This window comes from Streptomyces sp. ME02-8801-2C (genome assembly GCF_033793965.1).
Taxonomy (GTDB): Bacteria; Actinomycetota; Actinomycetes; order Streptomycetales; family Streptomycetaceae; genus Streptomyces.
Window position 1 is genome coordinate 427,447 of the sequence record NZ_JARAXP010000003.1, and the last position, 18,876, is coordinate 446,322.

Here is an 18,876-nt window from a genome sequence, read left to right on the forward strand (position 1 = left end):
GGGTGCTCCGGGGCGGTGTGGCATGCCCCGGAGCACCCGGTGGCGTCACGCGATGCGGATCTCCCGCAGCACGGTTCCGCTCGCCTTGACCCTCAGCCGGGGCCGTTGTCCGGCCCGGAAGAGGACCACCCGCTGGTAGGTGCCGTCGGTGAACACCGGGGCGGGCTCCTTCTTCCAGACGTGCTCGAAGATGCCGTTCTCCAGCGCCCAGATCACCACACGGTCCTTGTCCGGGCCCAACAGCCCGCCGTGGGCGTCCTGGGGCGTCACGGTCACCCGCACCGCCCGCATCCCGCTCGGATGCGAGGGGACGCGGGTCTGTTCGACCTCGGTCTTCCTCACGTCCACCCGGATCCCGGCCAACGCGGCGACGGTCAACTGCCGGCTGAACGGCTGGCCGTTGGTGTCCACGCCCTCCGCGAAGAGCGTCCAGCTGAAGGCGCCCTCCTTGTTCACCCGAGCGAAGGTGTTGGTGTAGTTGCCGTCACCGTCCGGGTCGTGCAGTTCGTTCGTGCCGTCCACGAACAGACCCTTCGGGGGCTCCTCGCAGGGCAGGTGGTGCCACTTGTTGCGGCGCAGCAGTTCCTCGATCCTCGCCTCCCGCTGCGAGGGAGGGTCACGCCGGTCGGACAACGCCTCCATCCGGACGTTGGGGCCGAGGCCGGACAGGGCCGTGCCCATCCCGACGGCGGGCGCGACCAGTTCGGCCCTGATCGTGGCGCCCAGGATCGGTGCCGCGTCGTGCCGCAGCCGTACCGTGAGCTTCATGTCGTCGCCGGTGAGGTAGGCCGGCTTGTCGAGCAGGATGTCCGCCTTGACGTGCAGGTCCTCGAAGGGGAACACCTCCTCGACCGTGAGGGGCTTCGGCACGGGGTGCAGGGGGTCGGTGATGTCGAGATACGTCACCCGCCACTCGATCGCGGCGTCGGTCAGGTTGGGCAGGTCGGAGACCCACGCGACGTGGTGCGTCTCCGTGCTCTCCGGCGTGACGGGGTACGTGTCGTACTGTCCGGTGCTCGGGTCGAGCCGTTCCAGCCTGATGGAGGTGTTCGGGACCGGGGATTTCGGCACGATCGCGAAGATCAGGCGGTCGGCACCCGCGGTCGTGGTGAAGTGGGCCATTCCGGCGTCGACGGTCGGGATCGGCCGGTCGACATCCTGGTTGAGGTTGAGGATCTGGGCGAACGCGGATGCCAGGTCGGCCGGGGTGTTGACGGGCAGGAAGTGCCCGGTCCCGGCAGCGAGGTTGCCGAGCACCGTGGTCTCCACCTGCGAGCCGAGGCCGATGGCAAACAGCTGTTTGTGCTCCCTTATCCAGCTGAGGATCTCGCCACGCCGCGGATGCAGCGGGTCGAAGGGCAGGTTGGCGAACGACTTGACGGTCCCCGGCGGCAGACCGGCCGACACGCTGGGGTCGTCCGGGCCGACGTAGACGCACCCCGCGTTCTCCTCGCCGTCGGTGACCAGGAGCATGGTGAGCCGCCGGTCGCCGACCGGCCCGGCGTCGGCCAGCAGGTCGACACCCCGGACGAGTCCGTCGCCGATCGGGGTCAGGCTGAGGGGCTGCTCCAGGTTGAGCGTCTTGATGATGTCCTTCGCTTCGCTGATCTTGGTCAGCGGCATGATGGTCTTGACCAGGTTCGACGGACTGCCTCCGTGCCAGCCCTGCTCGTCGGTGAAGGTCACGATGGCGAGGCTGTCGTCGCCGTGCACGTGTTCCCTGGCACCCGCGTAGAGGTGGGTGAAGACCCGGGCTGCCGCCACGGCCCGGCTCCAGCGGCTCGGGGAGTCGAGGGCCATGCTGCCGGAACGGTCCAGGACCATGACGACGTGCTGGGGGCGGGCACTCACCGTGAGTTCGTTCGGGTCACTGGTGCTCGTCAGGAACGCCGTGTTGTTCGGCGTCGTGCCGCCGAAGGCGACGTCGGTGACGAGTCGGATCGTCTGCGGTTCGTAGACGCCCGGCAGTTTCATGTCGTAGTCGCGGGCGGTCAGCACCGGACTGGGCAGGTCGCTGATGGCTATGGGGTGCTCGTGGCGCCACCGGTAGGTGGGCGCGAGGCTCGCGGGCAGGGTGCCGATGACCGTGCCCTGGGTCGCGTCCGCCGAGTGCAGGGTGATCGGCTCCTGTTCCCGCATGGTGGCGGGCGTGCCCTGGAGTTCGGCGCGCGGGTCGCTCGCCAGGTAGTGCATGTTCGTGGTGCCGACGATCGCGTAGTTCAGGGTCCAGTCGATGGGTGCGGACACCTTGGCCCGCAGTTCCCACGTCTGGTTGAAGTCACCGGCGTTGTTGAAGATCTCCACGTTGAGGGCGGTGGGATCAGTGGCGGGCTCGCTGGAGACCGTGATGGTGTAGGCGCCCCTGACCACCGGGGAGTTGGGCACGGGCCACAGGGCTACGGGCGCCGGGTCCGGATTGTTGGTGAACGGCGGCGGCTTGAGCGTGACGGTCAGCCCTGCGGCCGGTGCCGTGTCCGGGAACGTGATGGTGAAACCCGTGGCGGTCCCGCCGTCGACGTCCAGGTCGAAGTTGGCGAGGAAGGCCTTGGAGTTGTCTATCCGATAGTGGTCGAGGGTCGGTTGGCTGACGCCGGGAAACGGCATGCTCTCTCCTTGGGAGAATCGTCCGGTCATGGAATTCGTGGACGCGCTGGACCGCGCGGCCGTCGGATGGTGCGGATTCGCGCCGGTTGCTCTCAGACCGTGGGCACGATGCACTTCGCGAAGATGTCGTTGTTGCCCAGGCGATTGGTCTGCCAGAACATCCAGATGCCCTGGCCCGGCACGAAGACGGGAAAAGGCTTGGCGTTGTCGGCGTTGTCGAGGGTCAGCCGCAGCGGGCCGCCCACGTCGGTCACGAGGTTGCGGCGTCTGCGGAGCACGATCTCGTTGCCGCCGCCCGTCGCCGGACGCTGCGAGAGCAGATAGAGCGTGTTCTCGGCATCGACGGTCGCGCTCGGCTGCTTCTCCCCGCCTGCCCCGGCGACCGCCACCGGATTGCTCCAGACGCCGTTGGTGCACACGTACTCCATCAGCGTGCTGCCACTGTCGAAGAACACCCGGGCGTTGGTGGCGTTGTGGGCCAGGACGAAGGCATTGGACGAGGCGGGCGCCGGCGTCGAACCGGTCATGTCGACCCCCTGGCCAGGGGAGGCAGCGGGGTTGAGCCGCAGTACCCGAAGGTTGGTCCCGTCCGTGTAGGCCGCCCACACCATGCCGTCCGCCACGGACGCGTGCAGGGGTTGCTGCGAGGCGGCGATGTCCTGCAACTGCACGGGCTGGAGGTCGACGAAGGTCTTGGCGACGTGGTCGAACCGACGGTAGAACCAGCGTCCCGCCGCCGACTGATGGGTGAAGAGGACCGCGAAGTCCCCGGCCACGACAGCGTGCGGAAGGGTGTCGGCGGAGCTCGTCGTGGTTCCGACGTCCTCCTGCTGCGCCGTGTCGAGCCGGCTGAACGGGCCCCGCTTCATGTGCACGTCGGCCCCCGTCCCGATGGACGACCCCGTCTGGTAGGCCACCAGCAGTTCACCGTCCGGCAGTGCCACCGCCGTGGGCTCCTGGTGGACGGCGGTACCGGTGGTGAGAATCGCCGCCTGGGTGAAGCCCGCGCTGGGCTGCGAGCGGTCGAGCCGGGAGGCGACCACCTGCAGGGTGGTTCCGCCGGCCCGCTGCGACTGCCAGACCACCACCAGCCCGCCCGCGGTGTCGGCGACGGCGGCCCTGCGGATGAAGTCCGGCTCCGGGGCCGGGGACACCGCCAGGTCCGGCGAGGCCGGGAGCTCGCCCTTGATCAGGGAGTTGATCGCGGAGCGCAGGCTGACCAGGGGTCGCCCCTCACCGCGGCGGTAGGCGGCGGGGTCGGCGACGTCGAGGACGTCGGTGAGCAGGTGCGCGGGCGGCGTCAGCAGCCGGCGCTCACGGCGGTCGGAGATCTCGGCGCCGGTGACGGCCGCCTGGCCACCCCGCCGGTTGAGGCGCGCCAGCGGGTAGTACAGGTGAGCGGGGATGTGATCGGTCGCCCCGGGCACGGGCAGGACCGACCCGGCCTTGACCCGTACGACCCATTCGCGGACGATCCGCGCGCAGGACTCCACACCCATGCCCGGGTGGATGAGGTCCGGTTCCTCCTCGGGAGTGAGCAGGCGTTCCCACATGTCCAGGTAGACGAGGAACTGGGTGGGCCCGGAGGGAGTGGTGAGCGCGGGCGTCACCGGGACGCCGAGCCGGCCGGCCAGGGCCGCGGCACCGGGACGGCCTGCGTGCAACGGCTGCTGGGAGTAGCGCAGATCGGCGGGGATGATCGCGTCGAGGCCGTCGACGAGGATCCGGCCGACATGGCGCAGCCCCTGGTCGGTGGGCGCGGTGTTCGCGGGCGCGATGGGCACGCCCGCGGAGATGGTGAAGTCGTTGTCCAGTCCGCCGACGATCCGGAACCCGTCGCTGCCCTCGGGCACGCCGTCGCCGACGTACCACCTGAGATGGGCGCGCAGCTCGAACTTGCGGACGTCGTCGAGTTCGTTGAGATCCGCGTCGACGAGAGGGACGCCCTGTTGGAGGCGTACGTTCGCGTAGCGGCGCAGGGGGTCGAAGGTGCTCGGTGTGATGATCGCCATGGAGCGCTCCTCAGAACGTCAGCCAGACGGTCCGCTCCAGCGTGCTGTCGCGGTCCTTGGCGATGACGGGATGGGTCACGTAGTTGATCAGGACGGCCGAGCCGCCCAGTTGGGCCACCAGGCCGAACTCGCGCAGGTTGCCGGTGACATGGCTTCCGTTGGGCCAGGGCGGGAAGCCCGGGCCGAAGGTCGCCAGGACCTGGAGGCGGTTGGTGGGTGTCGACGACACCGCGCCCGCGTTCAGGAAGTCGATCTGGAGGGTGGTCAGCCGGAACGGGTTGGGGTCCACCAGCGCGGTCTGGCCGCTGGTCGCGGGCGGCGGACCGGTGCTGTCCCACTGGCTCAGCCCGGCACCCACCTGGAGTCCGATCAGGCCGTTCGCCGCGGGGGTGCCGCGGATGAAGGACGCCAGCAGTTTGCGGCAGTCGCCGACGATGGCGTTGGACTGCCAGCCACGGTCCCAGCGCACCCGCCCGTCCGGGCCGCGCAGGACGTCCCGGTACTGTCCGCGCAGGGCGGCGGCCGGGTGTTCGGCGCCGTCGTGCCGAGGACCTGTCGTGGTCATCTTCGTTCGCGTCCTTCCGTTCGGGTCGTGCTGGTTCGGGTCGTGCGGATTCGGGTTTGGGGCCGTCGAGGCGCCGGTCAGGTGAACGGCGGCCACCACAGACGCCGGCGCAGGGTGACGGGGTTGTCGAGGTCGACCGCGACGCTGCCGCCGTCGCCGGCGAGGAAGACCTGCCAGCCGGGCAGGGCCACCGCGGTGGCCTCCTCCAGGGGCGGGAGCACCTCGGCGAAGGGGTAGTCGTCCTGGTAGGAGTCGGTGAGTTCGTTGCCCGGGGCGAAGACGATCTCCTCCAGCTCGGTGGACCGCAGGATGATCACGGCGCGCAGGTTCACGGGCAGGAACCGCTCGAGCAGTTGACGCAGCCGTTCGGCGTCCCGGCGGGCCAGCGGGCGCCCGGCCGGTCCCCGGTCGACGTACAGCCCGATGGTGGCCGGGGTGTAGACCTCGTCCGCCGACATCGGCCCCCCGCGGGGTTGTTGCGGGGTGTAGTCGCCGAGGTCCCCGAAGCGGGCCCGGCCGCGGTTGCGGTCCAGGTCGGCCGGGATCGCCGTCACGGATCCGGCGAACCGCCGCAGGGATGCCTCCTCCGGGGCACGGCGGCTGGTCCGGGTGTCGTCCGGGCCCGGGATGCCGCCGCCCAGCCTGCCCAGGGCCACGTTGCGGTCGCTGCGGAACAGCAGCCACTCGCTGCCGTCGGGCAGGGTGAACGGAGCGGGGTGGCCGTCGGACGCCGTTCCGGGCAGTCGCGGGGTGGGCGGCCCTGCCGTACCGGACGCGTCCAGGTCGGTCGACCAGAGACGGCGGCCCCCGCCTCGGTCGGAGCGGAAGTACACCCGCAGACCGCCGGACGGCAGGCGGGACAGAGCGGGTTCGCGGTCGGTGGCCCGGGCCGGGGGCGCCGGAGGACCGGTGACCTGGGTCGGGACGGACCAGCCGGACGTGAGTGTCCAGTGGCGCAGCCGGACGCACCAGTTCTCGCCGCTGCTCGTCTCGGGTTGCCGTTCCGCCCAGGTCAGCCACAGACGGGTGCCGTCGCCGACCACATGCGGCTCACGGTCGGCAAGCCCGGCGGGGACGAACCACTGTGGGGCGGACCACGGGCCGTGCAGGCCTCGTACCTGGTCGCCGACCAGTCCGTCCGCAGAGGTGACGCGCCGCCAGACACCGGCCGGGGTTCGGCGGCCGAGTCCCGTCGTGGTGCCCACCCGGACCTCGCCGTCCGGGGCGACCGACACGGCGTGGCAGTCGTTGCCCGGCAGTCCTTCGGCGGTGGTGTGCAGCACGGCTGTGCCCCCGGGGCGCAGTTCGGCGAGGCCGGCTCCGGTGGCGATCCACGCGGTTCCGGTCTGTCCGGGTTCAGGCCGGACGCCGACCGGGGCCGCGGCGAAGGCGACGGCGCGGATGTCGCGGACCTCGGCCGGTGGGGTCGTACCCCCGTCCGGGCCGGTCAGGGCCGTGGGCAGGTCGACGGGTGACACCGTGCCGCTGGGGGTGATCCGGGCGATGCCGAGACCGGTGGTGGCCCAGATCGAGCCGTCGGCGGCGGGGGCGATGTGCCGGACGTCGGCGGCCGGCAGTCCGTCGGCGGTGCCGAAGACGCGGTGCTCTCCGGCCGGGCCCAGGCGGACGAGGCCGTTGCCGGTCGCGAGCCACACCCGGCCCGCCGTGTCGACGGCGAGGTGCCGGCCGTCCTGCGGGGTGCTCGGAGTGGTCCAGGTGCCGTCCGGGCGGCGCCCGCTGGCCCCTTGGGCGTGGGCGAACCAGACGGTTCCGTCGCGGGCCACCATGACCGCCCGTACGTCGTTGTCGACGAGCCCGCCCCCGGTGGAGGCTGTGGTCAGGGCCGTCAGCGTGCCGCCGGTGCGCACGGCGGCGCCGGCGGCGGTGGCGTACCAGGTGGACCCGTCCGCGTCGGGGGCCGTGGCCCGTACGTCGTTGCTGGGCAGGCCGTCGGCGGCGGTGACGGACCGCCAACTGCCGTCGCCGTGCAGGACGCCCACTCCGGCGGCGGTGGCGACGAGCAGCGAGTCGTCCCAGCGTGCGCGGGCGATCTGCCAGGTTCCCTGCCGGTGCGTGCTCCAGAACAGCCGGACGGCCCCCTGCGGATCGAGTACGGCCGTGCAGTCGGCGAGACGCCCAGGGTCGACGGTGTCCACCTCTGCGGCCGGCTGCCAGTCGAGTTCGGGTTCCCAGCCTCCCCGGCCGATCATGCGCCGGTCGCCGAACCCGAGCGCGCGGGCCGCGGTGGACTCGGCCAGGTCCGCGCGGAGCACCACTCCAGGGCCGGTCGCGGTGGTGTGCAGGGCCAGCGAGCCGTCCGCCGCGGCGGCCGCGCTCACCCCGTCGAACTGGGCATTGACCGCGGCGACGACCTCCTGTGCGGTCGCGGCCCCCGGGTCGGCGTAGTCGGCCGGGTGCACGGTGAACACCTCGGTGGCTCCGTATCCGGTCAGGGTCATCCGGGTGCCGGGGACGAGCCGGAAGGGGGCGGCGGTCTCGCCGCGCAGCCGCGCCGGGGTCAGTGGCCTGCTCGTGCCGACCCGCCAGCGCAGCCGGGCCGCGGGCGTGTCGGGATGTTCCACCCAGGACAGCCAGAGCCGCCCGTCCGGCAGCGCGACCACCGCGGGGTCGGCCTGGGCGGCGACGGGCCGGTCCTCGACCTGCTGACCGTCGTACCAGCGCCCGCGCAGCCGGGCCTTGCAGGTCAGCCGGGGTTGTATGGTGCCGGGACCGATCGTGCCCGCGTGGGCGACCCACAGGCGTCCCAGCGGGTCCAGGTCGGTGGCGATCCGGCCGCGCGGCGCACCGTCGAGGGAGACCAGCCCCGCGGGGGAACCCTCCAGCACGATCCGCGAGTCGGGGCCCTGCAACGGTGAGCGCAGGCGCAGGACACCGCCCACCGCCTCGGCGCGCAGCCCGTCGGCCAACCGGTCCACCACGGCGGCGACTTCGCCGGCGGTGGCCGCGGACAGGTCGGCGAAGTCGCCGGGGCCGAAGGTGAGGGTGGCGGGAAGTCCCCCGTCCACGGCCACGGTCAGGGTCATACCGGGGTGCAGGGCGAACGGCTCGCGCAGGGTCCCGGTCAGCTCGGCGGCGTGGGCCTGCGTGCCCACCGCCCGGTCGTTCGGGGGCGCGAAGCCGAGAACGGGCGCCGCGTCGTCGGCTCCCGCCCAGACCGGTTCGGGGCCTCCCGCCGGGTCGGGCCGGCGTACGGCGGCGAAGACGTTGTACTGGGGCGGGTTCCCGGTTCGTGACAGGTGCTGGACGAACTCGGTGACCCGGGTGGACCAGCCGGTGTAGTGGTCGACGACGCTGCGCAGTCCCGGCATGGTGCCCACGGCCGCGTACAGGCGGGGAGCGGTGGCGATCTCGTTGCGCCGACGGGCGATGTCCTGGTCGGCGGTGAGGTCCCAGCCGATCCAGTCGGCCAGCAGCGGCAGGAACCGCGCGTCCACCGATGTCACGTCGCGCAGTGATCGCAGGCCCTCGGCGGAACTGCGCACGGAATCGAGTCCGGCGCCGAACACGTCGACGAACCTGCGCAGTTGGCCGCCCTTCCCGGCGGCCTCCGGCAGCAGTCCGGTGCCCTCGTCCGGCGGGCGGGTGACCGTGTCGTGGCGGCGGTACACCTCCGGGATCAGTTCGTACAGGGTGCGGTTGTGTCCGTGGGGCGATCCGGGGGTGGCGGTGGCGAGCAGCGGCTCGCCGGGCCGGCCGGGGGTCTCGAGCCGGTAGTAGTAGGTCGTGCCCGGGTCGAGTTCCGTGCCAGGCCCGCCGACGTCCAGGAGGTCCACCTCGTGGCGCAGCACCCGGCGGTCGGCGGCGAAGACGGTGCGGACGGTTCGGCGCACCATCTCGCGCGGGGCGCCCGTGACCAGTTCGGCGACGGTCACCGTCTGCTCCCTGACGCGCTCGGCGCCCTCGGTCCAGTCACGGTCCGGCAGATCCCGTACGACCAGCACTCCGGGCACGGGGGCTGGCGGGAAGGCGGCGCTGTCGTGGACGAGATAGGGATCGGCGCCGTTCGACGGCACGCCAGGGAAGGAGAAGTCGCGCAGTTTGCGCCGCAGGGCGACCGGCGGCGGAACGGCGACGCTCTCCCCCGGCTCCGGTACGAAGGTCCAGCTCACCAGGACACGCCGGCCGATCAGGTCGGCCGTCGCGGTGAACGCGTCGACTCTCATACCGCCCCCGTCCTGACCCGCACGTCGAGTGCGCCGAGGACGGGGATCTCGAACTCCCCTATGTCGATACGGCCCTCGGTCGCGATGTTCGACAGTGCCGCTTCCCGCAGGAATGGCGGGAGTTCCGCGAGCGGGGGCAGGTTGTGCCGGGCGAGCTCGGCGTCGAGGTCGGCGGGCGGCCGGTCGGCCCGGCGCAATGTGGTGATCGTCGAGGACAGCACGCCGGGGACCGCTTCGGCCACGGCGTAGAAGTCGCTCTGGTACAGGGTCTGCGCGAAGTCCACGCGGTCGAAGGCCAGCAGGCCCGCGATGGCCGTCTCGACATGGCTGGCCACGGCGTCGCTCACGAACCGTTCGTCGGTGAGGAGTTCGATCGTGATGTCCACGGGCACGGCCTGGGCGTCCAGGACACGTACCAGCGTGCCCGCCATCCGCTTGTCCTCGAAGTATCCGATCAGCCGGTGGCGCAGTGCCTCGGGTACGGGGCGGAAGGAGTCGCCCGCCGGGGCCACGTACAGGTCGATCCGGTTCCAGGAGGCGCTGTACGCCCGGGCCTTGGCGACGGTGCCGGTGCTGTGGGCGAGCGCCACGTAGTCGCTGGTGGTGACCGCGCGGTTGGTGGAACGGAAGGCGAACGGGGCGTACTTCGCCGCGTGGTCCGTGCGCTCGGCGTCGCCACCGCCCGCCGCGCCCTGGGGGTTGACCACGGCACGCAGTGAGGGAACGGGAGTCAGCGGCTGGGTGATCGCCCCCGCTCCCAGGTTGCCCGCCGCGCCCCGGCACACCCGGTAGGAGGCCCGGACGTTGCTGAGGCCCACCGGAGGACGCCGCCCCGCGCCGAACACCACATGCGCGGTGCCGGTGCCGTCGATCAGGAGCTGGTAGTGCCGGGCCTCCGGATGCGAGAACACCGCCCTGCCGTCCGCGGAGATGTCGAAGAGCAGGCTGTCCCTGCGGTCCCAGGTGACCCAGCCCGCGCCCTCGTTGACCTGTACGACGACGGAGTCGACCACCACGGTCGGGTCCGGCAGCCGGAACGTCTGGTTGGGTTCGCCGGTGGACGAGCCGAGCACCACGTCGTCGACGGCGACGCTCTGCTCCACCGGCAGCCCGTCGTAGTGCACGACGGGCCCGAGGTCCGGATCATCGCCGGGCCGAAGCTGGTCGGAGAGCAGGTCGAGGTCCAGGTCCGGCCCCAGATACACGTACTCCAGCACGGCGGCGCCGTCCTGCGACCGGGAGGCGAAACGGGTGCCGTGTGCCACCCTGACCCGCTGGGCGGTCGTGGGGCGGGTGAAGGTCAGCAGCAGGTCGGCGACGGCGGGGACGGCCGGGGACAGTTCGTAGCCGATCAGCCGGAGCAGGTCGACCACACTCTGCCGCTCGGTGGCCGTGCCGGGGAACAGCTCACTGGCGATGCGGTCCTGGTAGTACAGCATCACGTCGCCCGCGTAGGCGAACAGATCGACCATCAGCATGCCCAGGTCGGCGGGCGACTCGTCGGTCCATTCGGGCAGCCGCAGCCGGGCCAGCCGCAGCATGGCGTCCCGCAGGGACCGGAAGTCCTTGTCGGTGTAGTCGATGGCCGGCGGCGTGGCGGGCGGCTTGGTCACGGTGGGCTCCTGGATCGGTTCTTCTGTCTGCTCTTCTGTCTGCGAAGCGGCAGTCGGGGTGTCCCGAGGTGCGTGCCGGGGTGCGGTCAGTCCAGCGGCACGATCATCTGGCCGCCCACGGGCTGGTCGGCGTGGATGTAGTCCAGCGCCAGCCGCAGTTCGCCCTGGTCATGGCTGACATGGGCCCGGGTGACGACGATGCGCCGTTCCCAGCGCACGACGGCCTCGTGGGCCTGCCTGCGCAGCAGGTCGGCGGTGACGTCGTCGGCGGGCTCGTGGACGAGCGAGTGCACCCGGGTGCCGTACTCGCGCAGCATCGGCCGTTCGCCGAGCCGGGTGAGCAGCAGGATCCGCAGGTCCTCGCGGACCTTGTCGAAGCCGGTGGTCCAGGCGACCCCGCCGGTGCGCGGATCGATCCGGAACGGAAACGCGGCTCCCGCGGCTTCGGGCATGGTGTCCTCCTCGTTCGGTGATCGGTACGGAGTCGGTGGAGCGAGCTCGGTGGAACGGGTCAGTCGAGCGGGCAGGGCGGCGGTGCGGGCAGGTGCGGCGGCGCCGGAATCGAGGGCGCCGCGGGCAGACCGGGTACGGCGGGCAGGGGCACGGGGATCTCCGGGACCGGTGGGGCGGGCAGCCCCGGCAGCGCGGGGAGTGCGAGGCTCGGCGGCGCGGGAAGCGCGGGTGCGGCCGCCAGTCCCGGCACCGCGGGAAGGGGCACGGCGATCTTCGGCAGGGGTGGGGCGGGCAGGCCGGGAAGCACCGGCGTTTCGAGGACGGGCGGGGCCGGGGGTTCGGGAACCGTGGGCAGCCCCGGCAACGCCGGTACGGGTACCGGGATCTCCGGGAAGGCCGGGAACGAGCAGCGGCTGGTCATTTGACGACCACCGCGCTGCTGAAGTGCGTGCCGGGCTTCGGTAGGACGGTCGCCAGGTCCAAGGACGCCGTGGCCGTCCCCTGCGGCGTCGGGTGCGTGTGAGCGACCACGGCCTTCCACAGCGCCTCGAACCCCGACTTCAGCACCACCGCCTCTCTCGCTCCGCTGCCCACGGCCACGGTCGTCGCGTCCAGGACGATCTTGGCGGCACTGACATGGACGGTGTCCCCGGCGACGTTGAGGGTGGTGCCGTCCGGATTGACCAGGGCGGTGCCTTTCTCCCCCATCACCAGGTGGTTGCCGTGCTGTTCGACGAGGGTCGTGGTGCCGTTCTCCGCGTCGAGGTGCAGGTGCGATCCCTGCTGGTTGGCCAGCAGAACACTGCCGTTGTGGTCGATCGAGACGAACGCGTCGCCGCTGTGCCGGATGAGGACGCGCTCCTCCCCCTCGGTGTCGTCGATCTCGATGGTGTGTCCCGAGCGGGTCTGGATCACCCGCCGCTCGGGAGGGGAGACCTGGGTCTCCGGCGGGGTGGAGCCCTCCGGGTGCCACACGCCGACCCACAGCGGCGACTGCGGATCCCCCGCTTCGAACTCCACCCAGACCCGGGCGCCCACGGGCGGCACGAAGAAGTGCCCGTACGGCATGCACGCGGCGGCGGCGACCGCTGTCCCGCGGAATATTGTCGGCACCAGCACCGTGAGGGTGCCCTGGTTCTTGGGGTCGTTGTTGTCGACCACCTCGCCCCGGTACTTGCCGTAGTACCTGCCCATGTGCCGGCTCAGTCCGTCAGTAGGCATGTGCTCACCTCGTCGCCGTGAACTTGGTGTGGTACGAGGACCGGACCCGGTCCTTCTCCCGCACCCGGGAGTACACGTGGTTGACCTTGGTCAGGTACCAGTCGCCCTCCGCCCACGACGCGACGCCCTTGATCGTGACCATCGACTTGGCCCGTAGCTGTACGTTGCCGATGGCCACCCCGCGACCGTTCAGCCCGAGCCGGCGCGTGGGGTCGGGTTCGACCTGCACGGCCGTGGCCGCGACGGCGGCCTCTCCCGCCAGGTGCTCGACGGGACGTACGAGGGTGGCCGCCGCCTTGGCCCCCAGTTCCGTCAGTGCCTCGATCGCCCGCTTCTGTGCGACGGTCGCCTCCCGGTTGCGGACGGTTGCGGGGGGCGGCACCGGGTCTTTGGGCGGCTCGGCGGGTGCCTTCTGCTCGACGACCTGGCCGGTCGCCGGGTCCATCGCGCCGGCCTCGCGCAGCGCCAGCGCTCCGGAGCTGACCCGCTCGAAGGAGAATTCGAGGAGGCTGCCCGTGCCCTGGCAGTAGGTCAGCGTGCCGACGGGCTTGCTCTCCGCGACCGACTTGATGGGCAGGAAGTAGAACTTGGACACGTCGTCCTTGCTCACGAACTCCACGAACGCGAGGCAGCCCTGCAGTTCGGCCTGTCCGAGGATGAACTGCCATTCGGTGCCGCCCACTTGGCCCACCGGGCGGTGCGCGTCCATGACCCGGTCCTGGACGGGGAGGATCTCCGCCGTGCGGATCCGGTTCCCGGTCCGGGTCACCAGGCGGTCGATCACCGTGCTGAGCCGTTCACCCGGTTTCCACTCGTCCGGTGCCAGAGCCCGCCCGCTCATGAAGTAGCTGAAGTCGAACGCCGTGAGCTCGCAGCCCTGCCCGCCGGGCAGGGCGAGCATCCGGCTGCTGCGGATGACGCCTTCGAACACGGTGGCGTGCTCGGCCTGCCAGCCCACGGTCACCCGGGTCAGCAGTCCCTCGAACGACGCGTGCGCGAGCATGCCGGTGCTGTCGTCGAGCACGATGACGGCCTGGTCGGTCAGCCGGTCGTTGTCCTCGACGTCCACGGACTGCACAGCCGAGGAGACCGGCACCCAACTGTCCTTCGTCCCGTCGACACTGACCTGGAAGTCGACGAACGCCGCGTCGTCACCTGGCGATGCCATCTACAGGATCCGTTCTCGGTCGATCCGGCCGAAGCCGGAGATGGTGGGCACGGAGAGGGCGTCACCGGGCCGCAGGTCCAGCGGGCAGGCGGTCGGGTTGGCGTCGGCGATGCGCCACCAGATCTCGCTGTCGCCGTGGAACCGCCACGCGAGGTACTCGATGTCCTCGACGCCGGTGACCCGGTGGTGGTAATCCACGCCGTCGGCGCGTGGCGGGACATGGCGGCGGATCGCCACGGTGGGGTGCACCGCCCCGGTGGCGTCCGGGGCGTCGTAGACCTCCAGCCCGCGGTACCGGGATGTGATCGATACGGCCATGGCCGTCTCCTCCTGATGCGTGGGTCCGTTCCGGTCAGAATTCGAAGATGTTCTGGACGAGGCCCGCCCCGGGGGCCGCCTGGATCCAGTCGGAGCCGTCGAGCTGTCCGTACGACTTGGCGACCTCGACGAGCCGGCCGATGGCGTCGAGGCTGGTGGACAGCGAGTGGGTCTGCTCGCTCAGCGACACGCTGACCTCGGCCCGCTCGGGCGTCAGGTCCGGCTTGAACTTGGTGATCTTGATGTTGAGGTCGGTCATCACACAGTCCAGGTCAATGCCGCCGAGCTTGAGCGTGCACACCGGGGGCTTGACCGGCGGGCAGAACCCCTTGTGCCCGGTGACCCAGGCCAGCAGGTCGCTCGCCGGGTCCCAGCTGGGGTTCATGAACGAGCGCAGCACAGCCAGGCTGGGCTCGATCCGGCCGCCGAACCGGTCGTCGCCCTCGACCGGCACGCCGGGCTGGGAGACCGGCAGGTCCGGCAGCGGCCTGGCGTCCAGGGCGAAGTCGAGGGCGAAGGTACGGGGTTTGCCCGTCTCCGCCTCGAGGGCCTTGGTGTTGACCAGCCGGCTGCCGAGTTCCTTGAGGTCGTCGACGATGCCGAAGACGTTCCCGAAGCCCGTGGCACTCGCGGTCTGGTCGAAGTCCCACTTGCCGAAGTCGTTGGTCTCCCGGTAGCCGAAGCTCTTCTTCTCGGTCAGCAGTTCCGGGTGGAACTGGAAACGGAAGATCAGCGGAGGGACGTTCAGTACGTTGGCGAGGTAGCCGGTCGTCCGTGCCATGGTCTGTTCCCGTTCCTTTCGTCTAGAGGGGCAGCGGCCCGAGGCCGCGGCCACCGCGCAGCGCGTAGTCGGCGCGCATCCGGGCGTCGTGCTCCATGTAGTCCCGGTCCGCGGACGGCGGGAAGGGCAGGTCGGAGACGCCCAGCGGGCCGGGCGCGGCGGGCTGGGCGGGAGCGGCGGAGCCCGGCGCCGCCTGGGCACCGCCCACCTCGATCACCACCTCGTCGATACGGATGGTCGCGGCCGGCCGGGCGGCCGCGCCGGCACTGGTGATCGCGTCCGGTACCCCCTTGCGGCCGCGTTCGCCGGTGAAGTGGTCGGTGATTCGGTTGAGCAGGGCGTCCATGCCGCCGCCGGTCATCCAGGCCCCGTAGGCGTCGGCGATCTTCTTCAGCCTGCTGTCCGGCTCGACCGTCTCGCCCACGACCAGCGCGCCCGCCAGCTCCACCGAGCGCTTGCGGACCTGTTCCAGGCCCCGGTCGAGTACGGAGTCCGACAACCGTGCCTCCGCCCGCGCGCCGGTGTCGGCCCGCACGGCGAGGTCGGTCATGGTGGTCTGCATGGCCCCGGCGACGGTGCGCACACCATCTCTGGTCACCTGCTTCAGCCGGTCGAACTGGGCGGTGACAGCGTCCCGGCTCTTCTGGTCGGTGAGGGCCGCGCCGAAGTCGGGGACGGGCGGCGGCAGTACCGGAGCTCCGGTGGCCCCGGGCTTGCCGGGTGTCAGCGCGTCGAGGAACGGCAGCTCCGCCGCTTTCGTGAGCGCGTCCGCCTGGTTCTTCGGCAACGCCTTGTTGTCGTTGGCCAGCGCGTAGAGCGGCGGGATGATCGCAGGGAGGATCCGGACGACATGGGTCAGGACCCGGAAGGCGCGCAGATCGGCGAAGTTGCGCAGAATCGTGTCCACGGCGGGGACGAGCCAGTTCAGCAGTCTGTCCACGGTCGAGGCGACCGACGTGCCGAGCGCCGCCGCCAGGTCCATGGTGGCGAACAGTGCCTCGCGGACGGTGTCGAAGACCGCCGTGAGGATGCCGTCGAGCGCCTTGGCCAGGATGCCCACGACGTTCGCCGCCATCCGGGCCACCATGGCGAGGGTGTCGAACGCGATGACGGCGAGGGAGCCGCGCAGGAGCAGGGTATTGCGCAGGACGAAGGCCAGGGTCTCCGCGATGGCCTGCCGGATGTCCACGAGCCGGGTGATCAGCCATGCGAACGCGCCGAGGAGCAACGGCAGGGTGAGGACGAGTCCGTCCACCAGGCGGGACAGCGACTCGACGATCCCCTGGGCGCGGGCCCCCAGGGCCAGCCAGTTCTGCGCGTCGGTGCCCAGCGGGGCGTTCGCCACCTCCGTTTTCTGCGGGGGCTTGCCGGACGCGGCGCGGAACACACCGGTGATGCCGTCGAGCATGCCGCGCAGGTTGTCCATCCGGGCGACCTGGTTCCCGGCCGGTTCGACGGCCGCCGCGGTCTGCGGCGCGGGTTCCGTGGCCGCCGTCTTGCCCGCCTTCACGGCGGCTGCCGCCGGATCGGGCTTGGCGGGTTCGCCCACGCCCAGCAGTTTCAGGATCCGCTCGACGCGGGTGGCGATCTCGTTGATGGTGTCCAGATAGTTGGGGATCGCGAGCGAGGAGATGAGGCTGCCGCCGAATCCGCCCACCAGGTTGCCCACGAAGGCACCGGCCCCGCCGAGCAGCCCTTGGAGGAAGGCGCCGAACCCGCCGCCGGGGGCAAGGTCGGAGATGTTGACGACATGGACCTTCAGGGCGCCGTCGTACATCGGCGGGGCGCCGAACTTCGGCCCCGCGGTGACCACGGAGGTGAAGTTGAACGTGCCGTAGTTCGATGTGGCGCGTTCGATGTCCTCCAGTGCCCGCCGTGCGGATCTGGTCTGGGTCAGCAGCAGCCCGAGCTGGCCGATCAGTACGTCCTCACCCATGTCGGCGGCCACCCGTTCCGGCCCGTGCCGCCAGTTCCCTCAGTCCGGTCCGGTAGGCACCGCGCACCGCTGTCGCCAGTTGTTCGGCGACAGCGTCGGCCAGCGTCTCGTCGAGTTCACGGCCCGGCGTGGCGCGCAGCAGGACGCGGGGCACCTCCACCGCTTCGAGCAGGGCGCGGCGGCGCAGGATGTGCGGTGAGGTGGGCAGCGCCTGACCGGTCAGCTCCGTGGTCTCGGTGAGCCGCGCCTCCCAGTACGCGGCCAGTTGGCCGACGTAGGCGGGGATGGCCTCGCCGAGGAGCGCGAATCCGCCACCGGCCAGCCAGGATTCGAAACTCCCGGCGAGCGGGTCCAGGGCTCCGCGGGCCGGGCGCGAGGCCGTGACCTCGGGGCGGAGGACGAGGTCGGCGGAGTGCGCCGACCGCTCGCCGAGACCGGTCAGCGGCCCTCCGTCGCCGAGCCGGGCCGCCCGTGCGGCGTCCGCCGCGAACTCGGCGGCGAGCCCCGTCAGGGCGGTGCCGGCGGATTCGAGGGCGCCCCCGAGCCCGCCGCGCACCGCGGACCCGAGCCGGTCGACGGCGTCGGTGACGCGCCGGCCCCGGCCGCCGCCGAACAGGCCGTCGGCCAGGTTCGGGAAGGCGGAGCGGAAGGCGAGGGGGGCGGTCTCGACGAGCTCGGGCGTCACATAGCCCTTGCTGTTGTAGCCGAACAGCGCGTCCACCAGCTCCTGCGCGTGGGCGAGGGTGTCGGAGAGACCGAGGGTGAGCACCCTGGCGTCGAGGACGGCGTCGGAGAGTTGCAGGTGCAGCAGGGAGTTGGGGCGCCGCCCGTCGGCGTCGAGCAGATCGTCCAGGGAGAAGTCCACCACCCAGCCGACCACGTCACCCAGCTTCGACTGCCAGAGCTTGGTCAGGTCGAACGCGGTGAACGCGGTCAGCATCGCCGGAACGGCGTTCAGCAGGGCAACCATGTCGGCCAGGTAGCCGCTGAGCGCGGTGAGAAAGCCGGCCACGCCGGAGGACACCGTACTGAAGAACAGCTGGGCGAATCTGAGCTGGAAGGCGATGTTGGAGGCGATGACCCCGTGGGCGCCGATGGCCAGCGCGCTGCCCCGCCGCGCGAGACCACTCAGCTCGGTGAAGGCGGTTTCGAACGCGGTACGGCGCAGGTCCAGCACCGTCCGCTCGGCCTCGGCGAGGGTGTCGACCGCGACAGCTCGCAGGATGCCGGCCGCCACGTTGAGCAGGGCGGAGAGCAGCGCGGGCCCCGCGATGGTGCCCAGCAGGCCGGCGGTCAGCAGCCGGGCACTCTCGTCGAGGGACTGCGCCAGGTCGGGACCAGCGGGCAGGGACTGCTCGCGACCGGTGGACTCCGGCTGTCCGACAGTGCTTGTCGCCGGCTGCGAAGTGCCGCCGACCGCGGCCGAGTTGGCCGCGGCGGCGTCGTCCGGCCGCGCGGGCGGTTGCAGGGCCTTCGCGGCCCCCTCGATCTGTCCGCGGAACCGGTCGAGGGCGCCGCCGGTTCCGCCTGCCTCAGCCGCCGCCCGGAATCCGAGCGCGGCCGACCCGAACAGGTCGGAGGCGGTGGCCCGGCCAGGATCGAACATCCGCGCTGTGGGCGTTGCCGAACGTCGCACGGCCTCCTCGATGTCCCGCAGGGCCCGTTCGGCTCCGCCAAGGAGCCGGGTGATGGCGGTGTCCTGGGAGTCCTCGGCGAAGGGGGCGGTGGCGCGGGCGATGCCGTGGAGGAAGTCAAGGCCACCCTGCGCGAGGGAGCTTCCCAGCGACGGCGGTGGTTCGAGGCCGGTGAGCGACTGCCCGGGAGCCAGGCTCAGGGTCAGCGCGTCGCCCTCGAAGCGGAGCACGGGGTACTGCCTGGTGGCGCGCTCCACCAGTACGGCGGCGGCCTTACGTTTGGTGAGGACGGGCCCGATGGCGAGCTGTGCCATGGCCGCGCCCTTGAGCTGGAGGGCGAACGCTGCCGCGAACCGGGCGGCGACGGCGGTGAGATCGACCGGCATC

The 18,876-nt window shown here is 71.6% G+C and carries 13 protein-coding genes; all 13 read right to left on the reverse strand.

What is annotated here, in order from left to right:
- Window positions 1-45 precede the first annotated feature (45 nt).
- Window positions 46-2,604, reverse strand: a complete 2,559-nt coding sequence (locus PV396_RS11015) for a vWA domain-containing protein (protein ID WP_319203078.1) — start codon at window positions 2,602-2,604, stop codon at window positions 46-48.
- A gap of 92 nt (window positions 2,605-2,696) precedes the next feature.
- On the reverse strand, window positions 2,697-4,616 hold the full coding sequence (locus PV396_RS11020; RefSeq protein ID WP_319203082.1) for a DUF6519 domain-containing protein: 1,920 nt from the start codon (window positions 4,614-4,616) through the stop codon (window positions 2,697-2,699).
- A 10-nt stretch (window positions 4,617-4,626) separates the two neighbouring features.
- On the reverse strand, window positions 4,627-5,181 hold the full coding sequence (locus tag PV396_RS11025) for a hypothetical protein (protein ID WP_319203084.1): 555 nt from the start codon (window positions 5,179-5,181) through the stop codon (window positions 4,627-4,629).
- Between the two features lie 77 nt (window positions 5,182-5,258).
- Window positions 5,259-9,365, reverse strand: a complete 4,107-nt coding sequence (locus PV396_RS11030) for a phage tail protein (RefSeq protein WP_319203086.1) — start codon at window positions 9,363-9,365, stop codon at window positions 5,259-5,261.
- Window positions 9,362-10,978, reverse strand: a complete 1,617-nt coding sequence (locus PV396_RS11035; protein WP_319203088.1) for a baseplate J/gp47 family protein — start codon at window positions 10,976-10,978, stop codon at window positions 9,362-9,364. The genes PV396_RS11030 and PV396_RS11035 overlap by 4 nt, the downstream gene beginning before the upstream one ends.
- Window positions 10,979-11,064: 86 nt before the next feature.
- The gene (locus PV396_RS11040; protein WP_319203091.1) at window positions 11,065-11,430 is read right to left on the reverse strand and encodes a GPW/gp25 family protein; all 366 of its coding nucleotides are present in this window, start codon (window positions 11,428-11,430) and stop codon (window positions 11,065-11,067) included.
- A 59-nt stretch (window positions 11,431-11,489) separates the two neighbouring features.
- Entirely contained in the window at window positions 11,490-11,852 is a 363-nt protein-coding gene (locus PV396_RS11045) for a hypothetical protein (RefSeq protein WP_319203093.1), read from the reverse strand.
- On the reverse strand, window positions 11,849-12,652 hold the full coding sequence (locus PV396_RS11050; RefSeq protein WP_319203096.1) for a phage baseplate assembly protein V: 804 nt from the start codon (window positions 12,650-12,652) through the stop codon (window positions 11,849-11,851). Before PV396_RS11050 ends, PV396_RS11045 begins: the two co-directional genes overlap by 4 nt.
- A gap of 4 nt (window positions 12,653-12,656) precedes the next feature.
- Complete coding sequence (locus tag PV396_RS11055; protein ID WP_319203098.1) at window positions 12,657-13,820, reverse strand: hypothetical protein; 1,164 nt, start codon at window positions 13,818-13,820, stop codon at window positions 12,657-12,659.
- Window positions 13,821-14,138, reverse strand: a complete 318-nt coding sequence (locus PV396_RS11060) for a hypothetical protein (protein ID WP_319203100.1) — start codon at window positions 14,136-14,138, stop codon at window positions 13,821-13,823.
- Window positions 14,139-14,172: 34 nt separating this feature from the next.
- Complete coding sequence (locus tag PV396_RS11065) at window positions 14,173-14,919, reverse strand: hypothetical protein (RefSeq protein WP_319203102.1); 747 nt, start codon at window positions 14,917-14,919, stop codon at window positions 14,173-14,175.
- Between the two features lie 22 nt (window positions 14,920-14,941).
- Window positions 14,942-16,855, reverse strand: a complete 1,914-nt coding sequence (locus PV396_RS11070) for a hypothetical protein (RefSeq protein WP_319203104.1) — start codon at window positions 16,853-16,855, stop codon at window positions 14,942-14,944.
- Window positions 16,848-18,875 (reverse strand): hypothetical protein, encoded by a 2,028-nt coding sequence (locus tag PV396_RS11075; RefSeq protein ID WP_319203106.1) that lies wholly within the window; start codon window positions 18,873-18,875, stop codon window positions 16,848-16,850. Before PV396_RS11075 ends, PV396_RS11070 begins: the two co-directional genes overlap by 8 nt.
- Between the last annotated feature and the right edge of the window lies 1 nt (window position 18,876).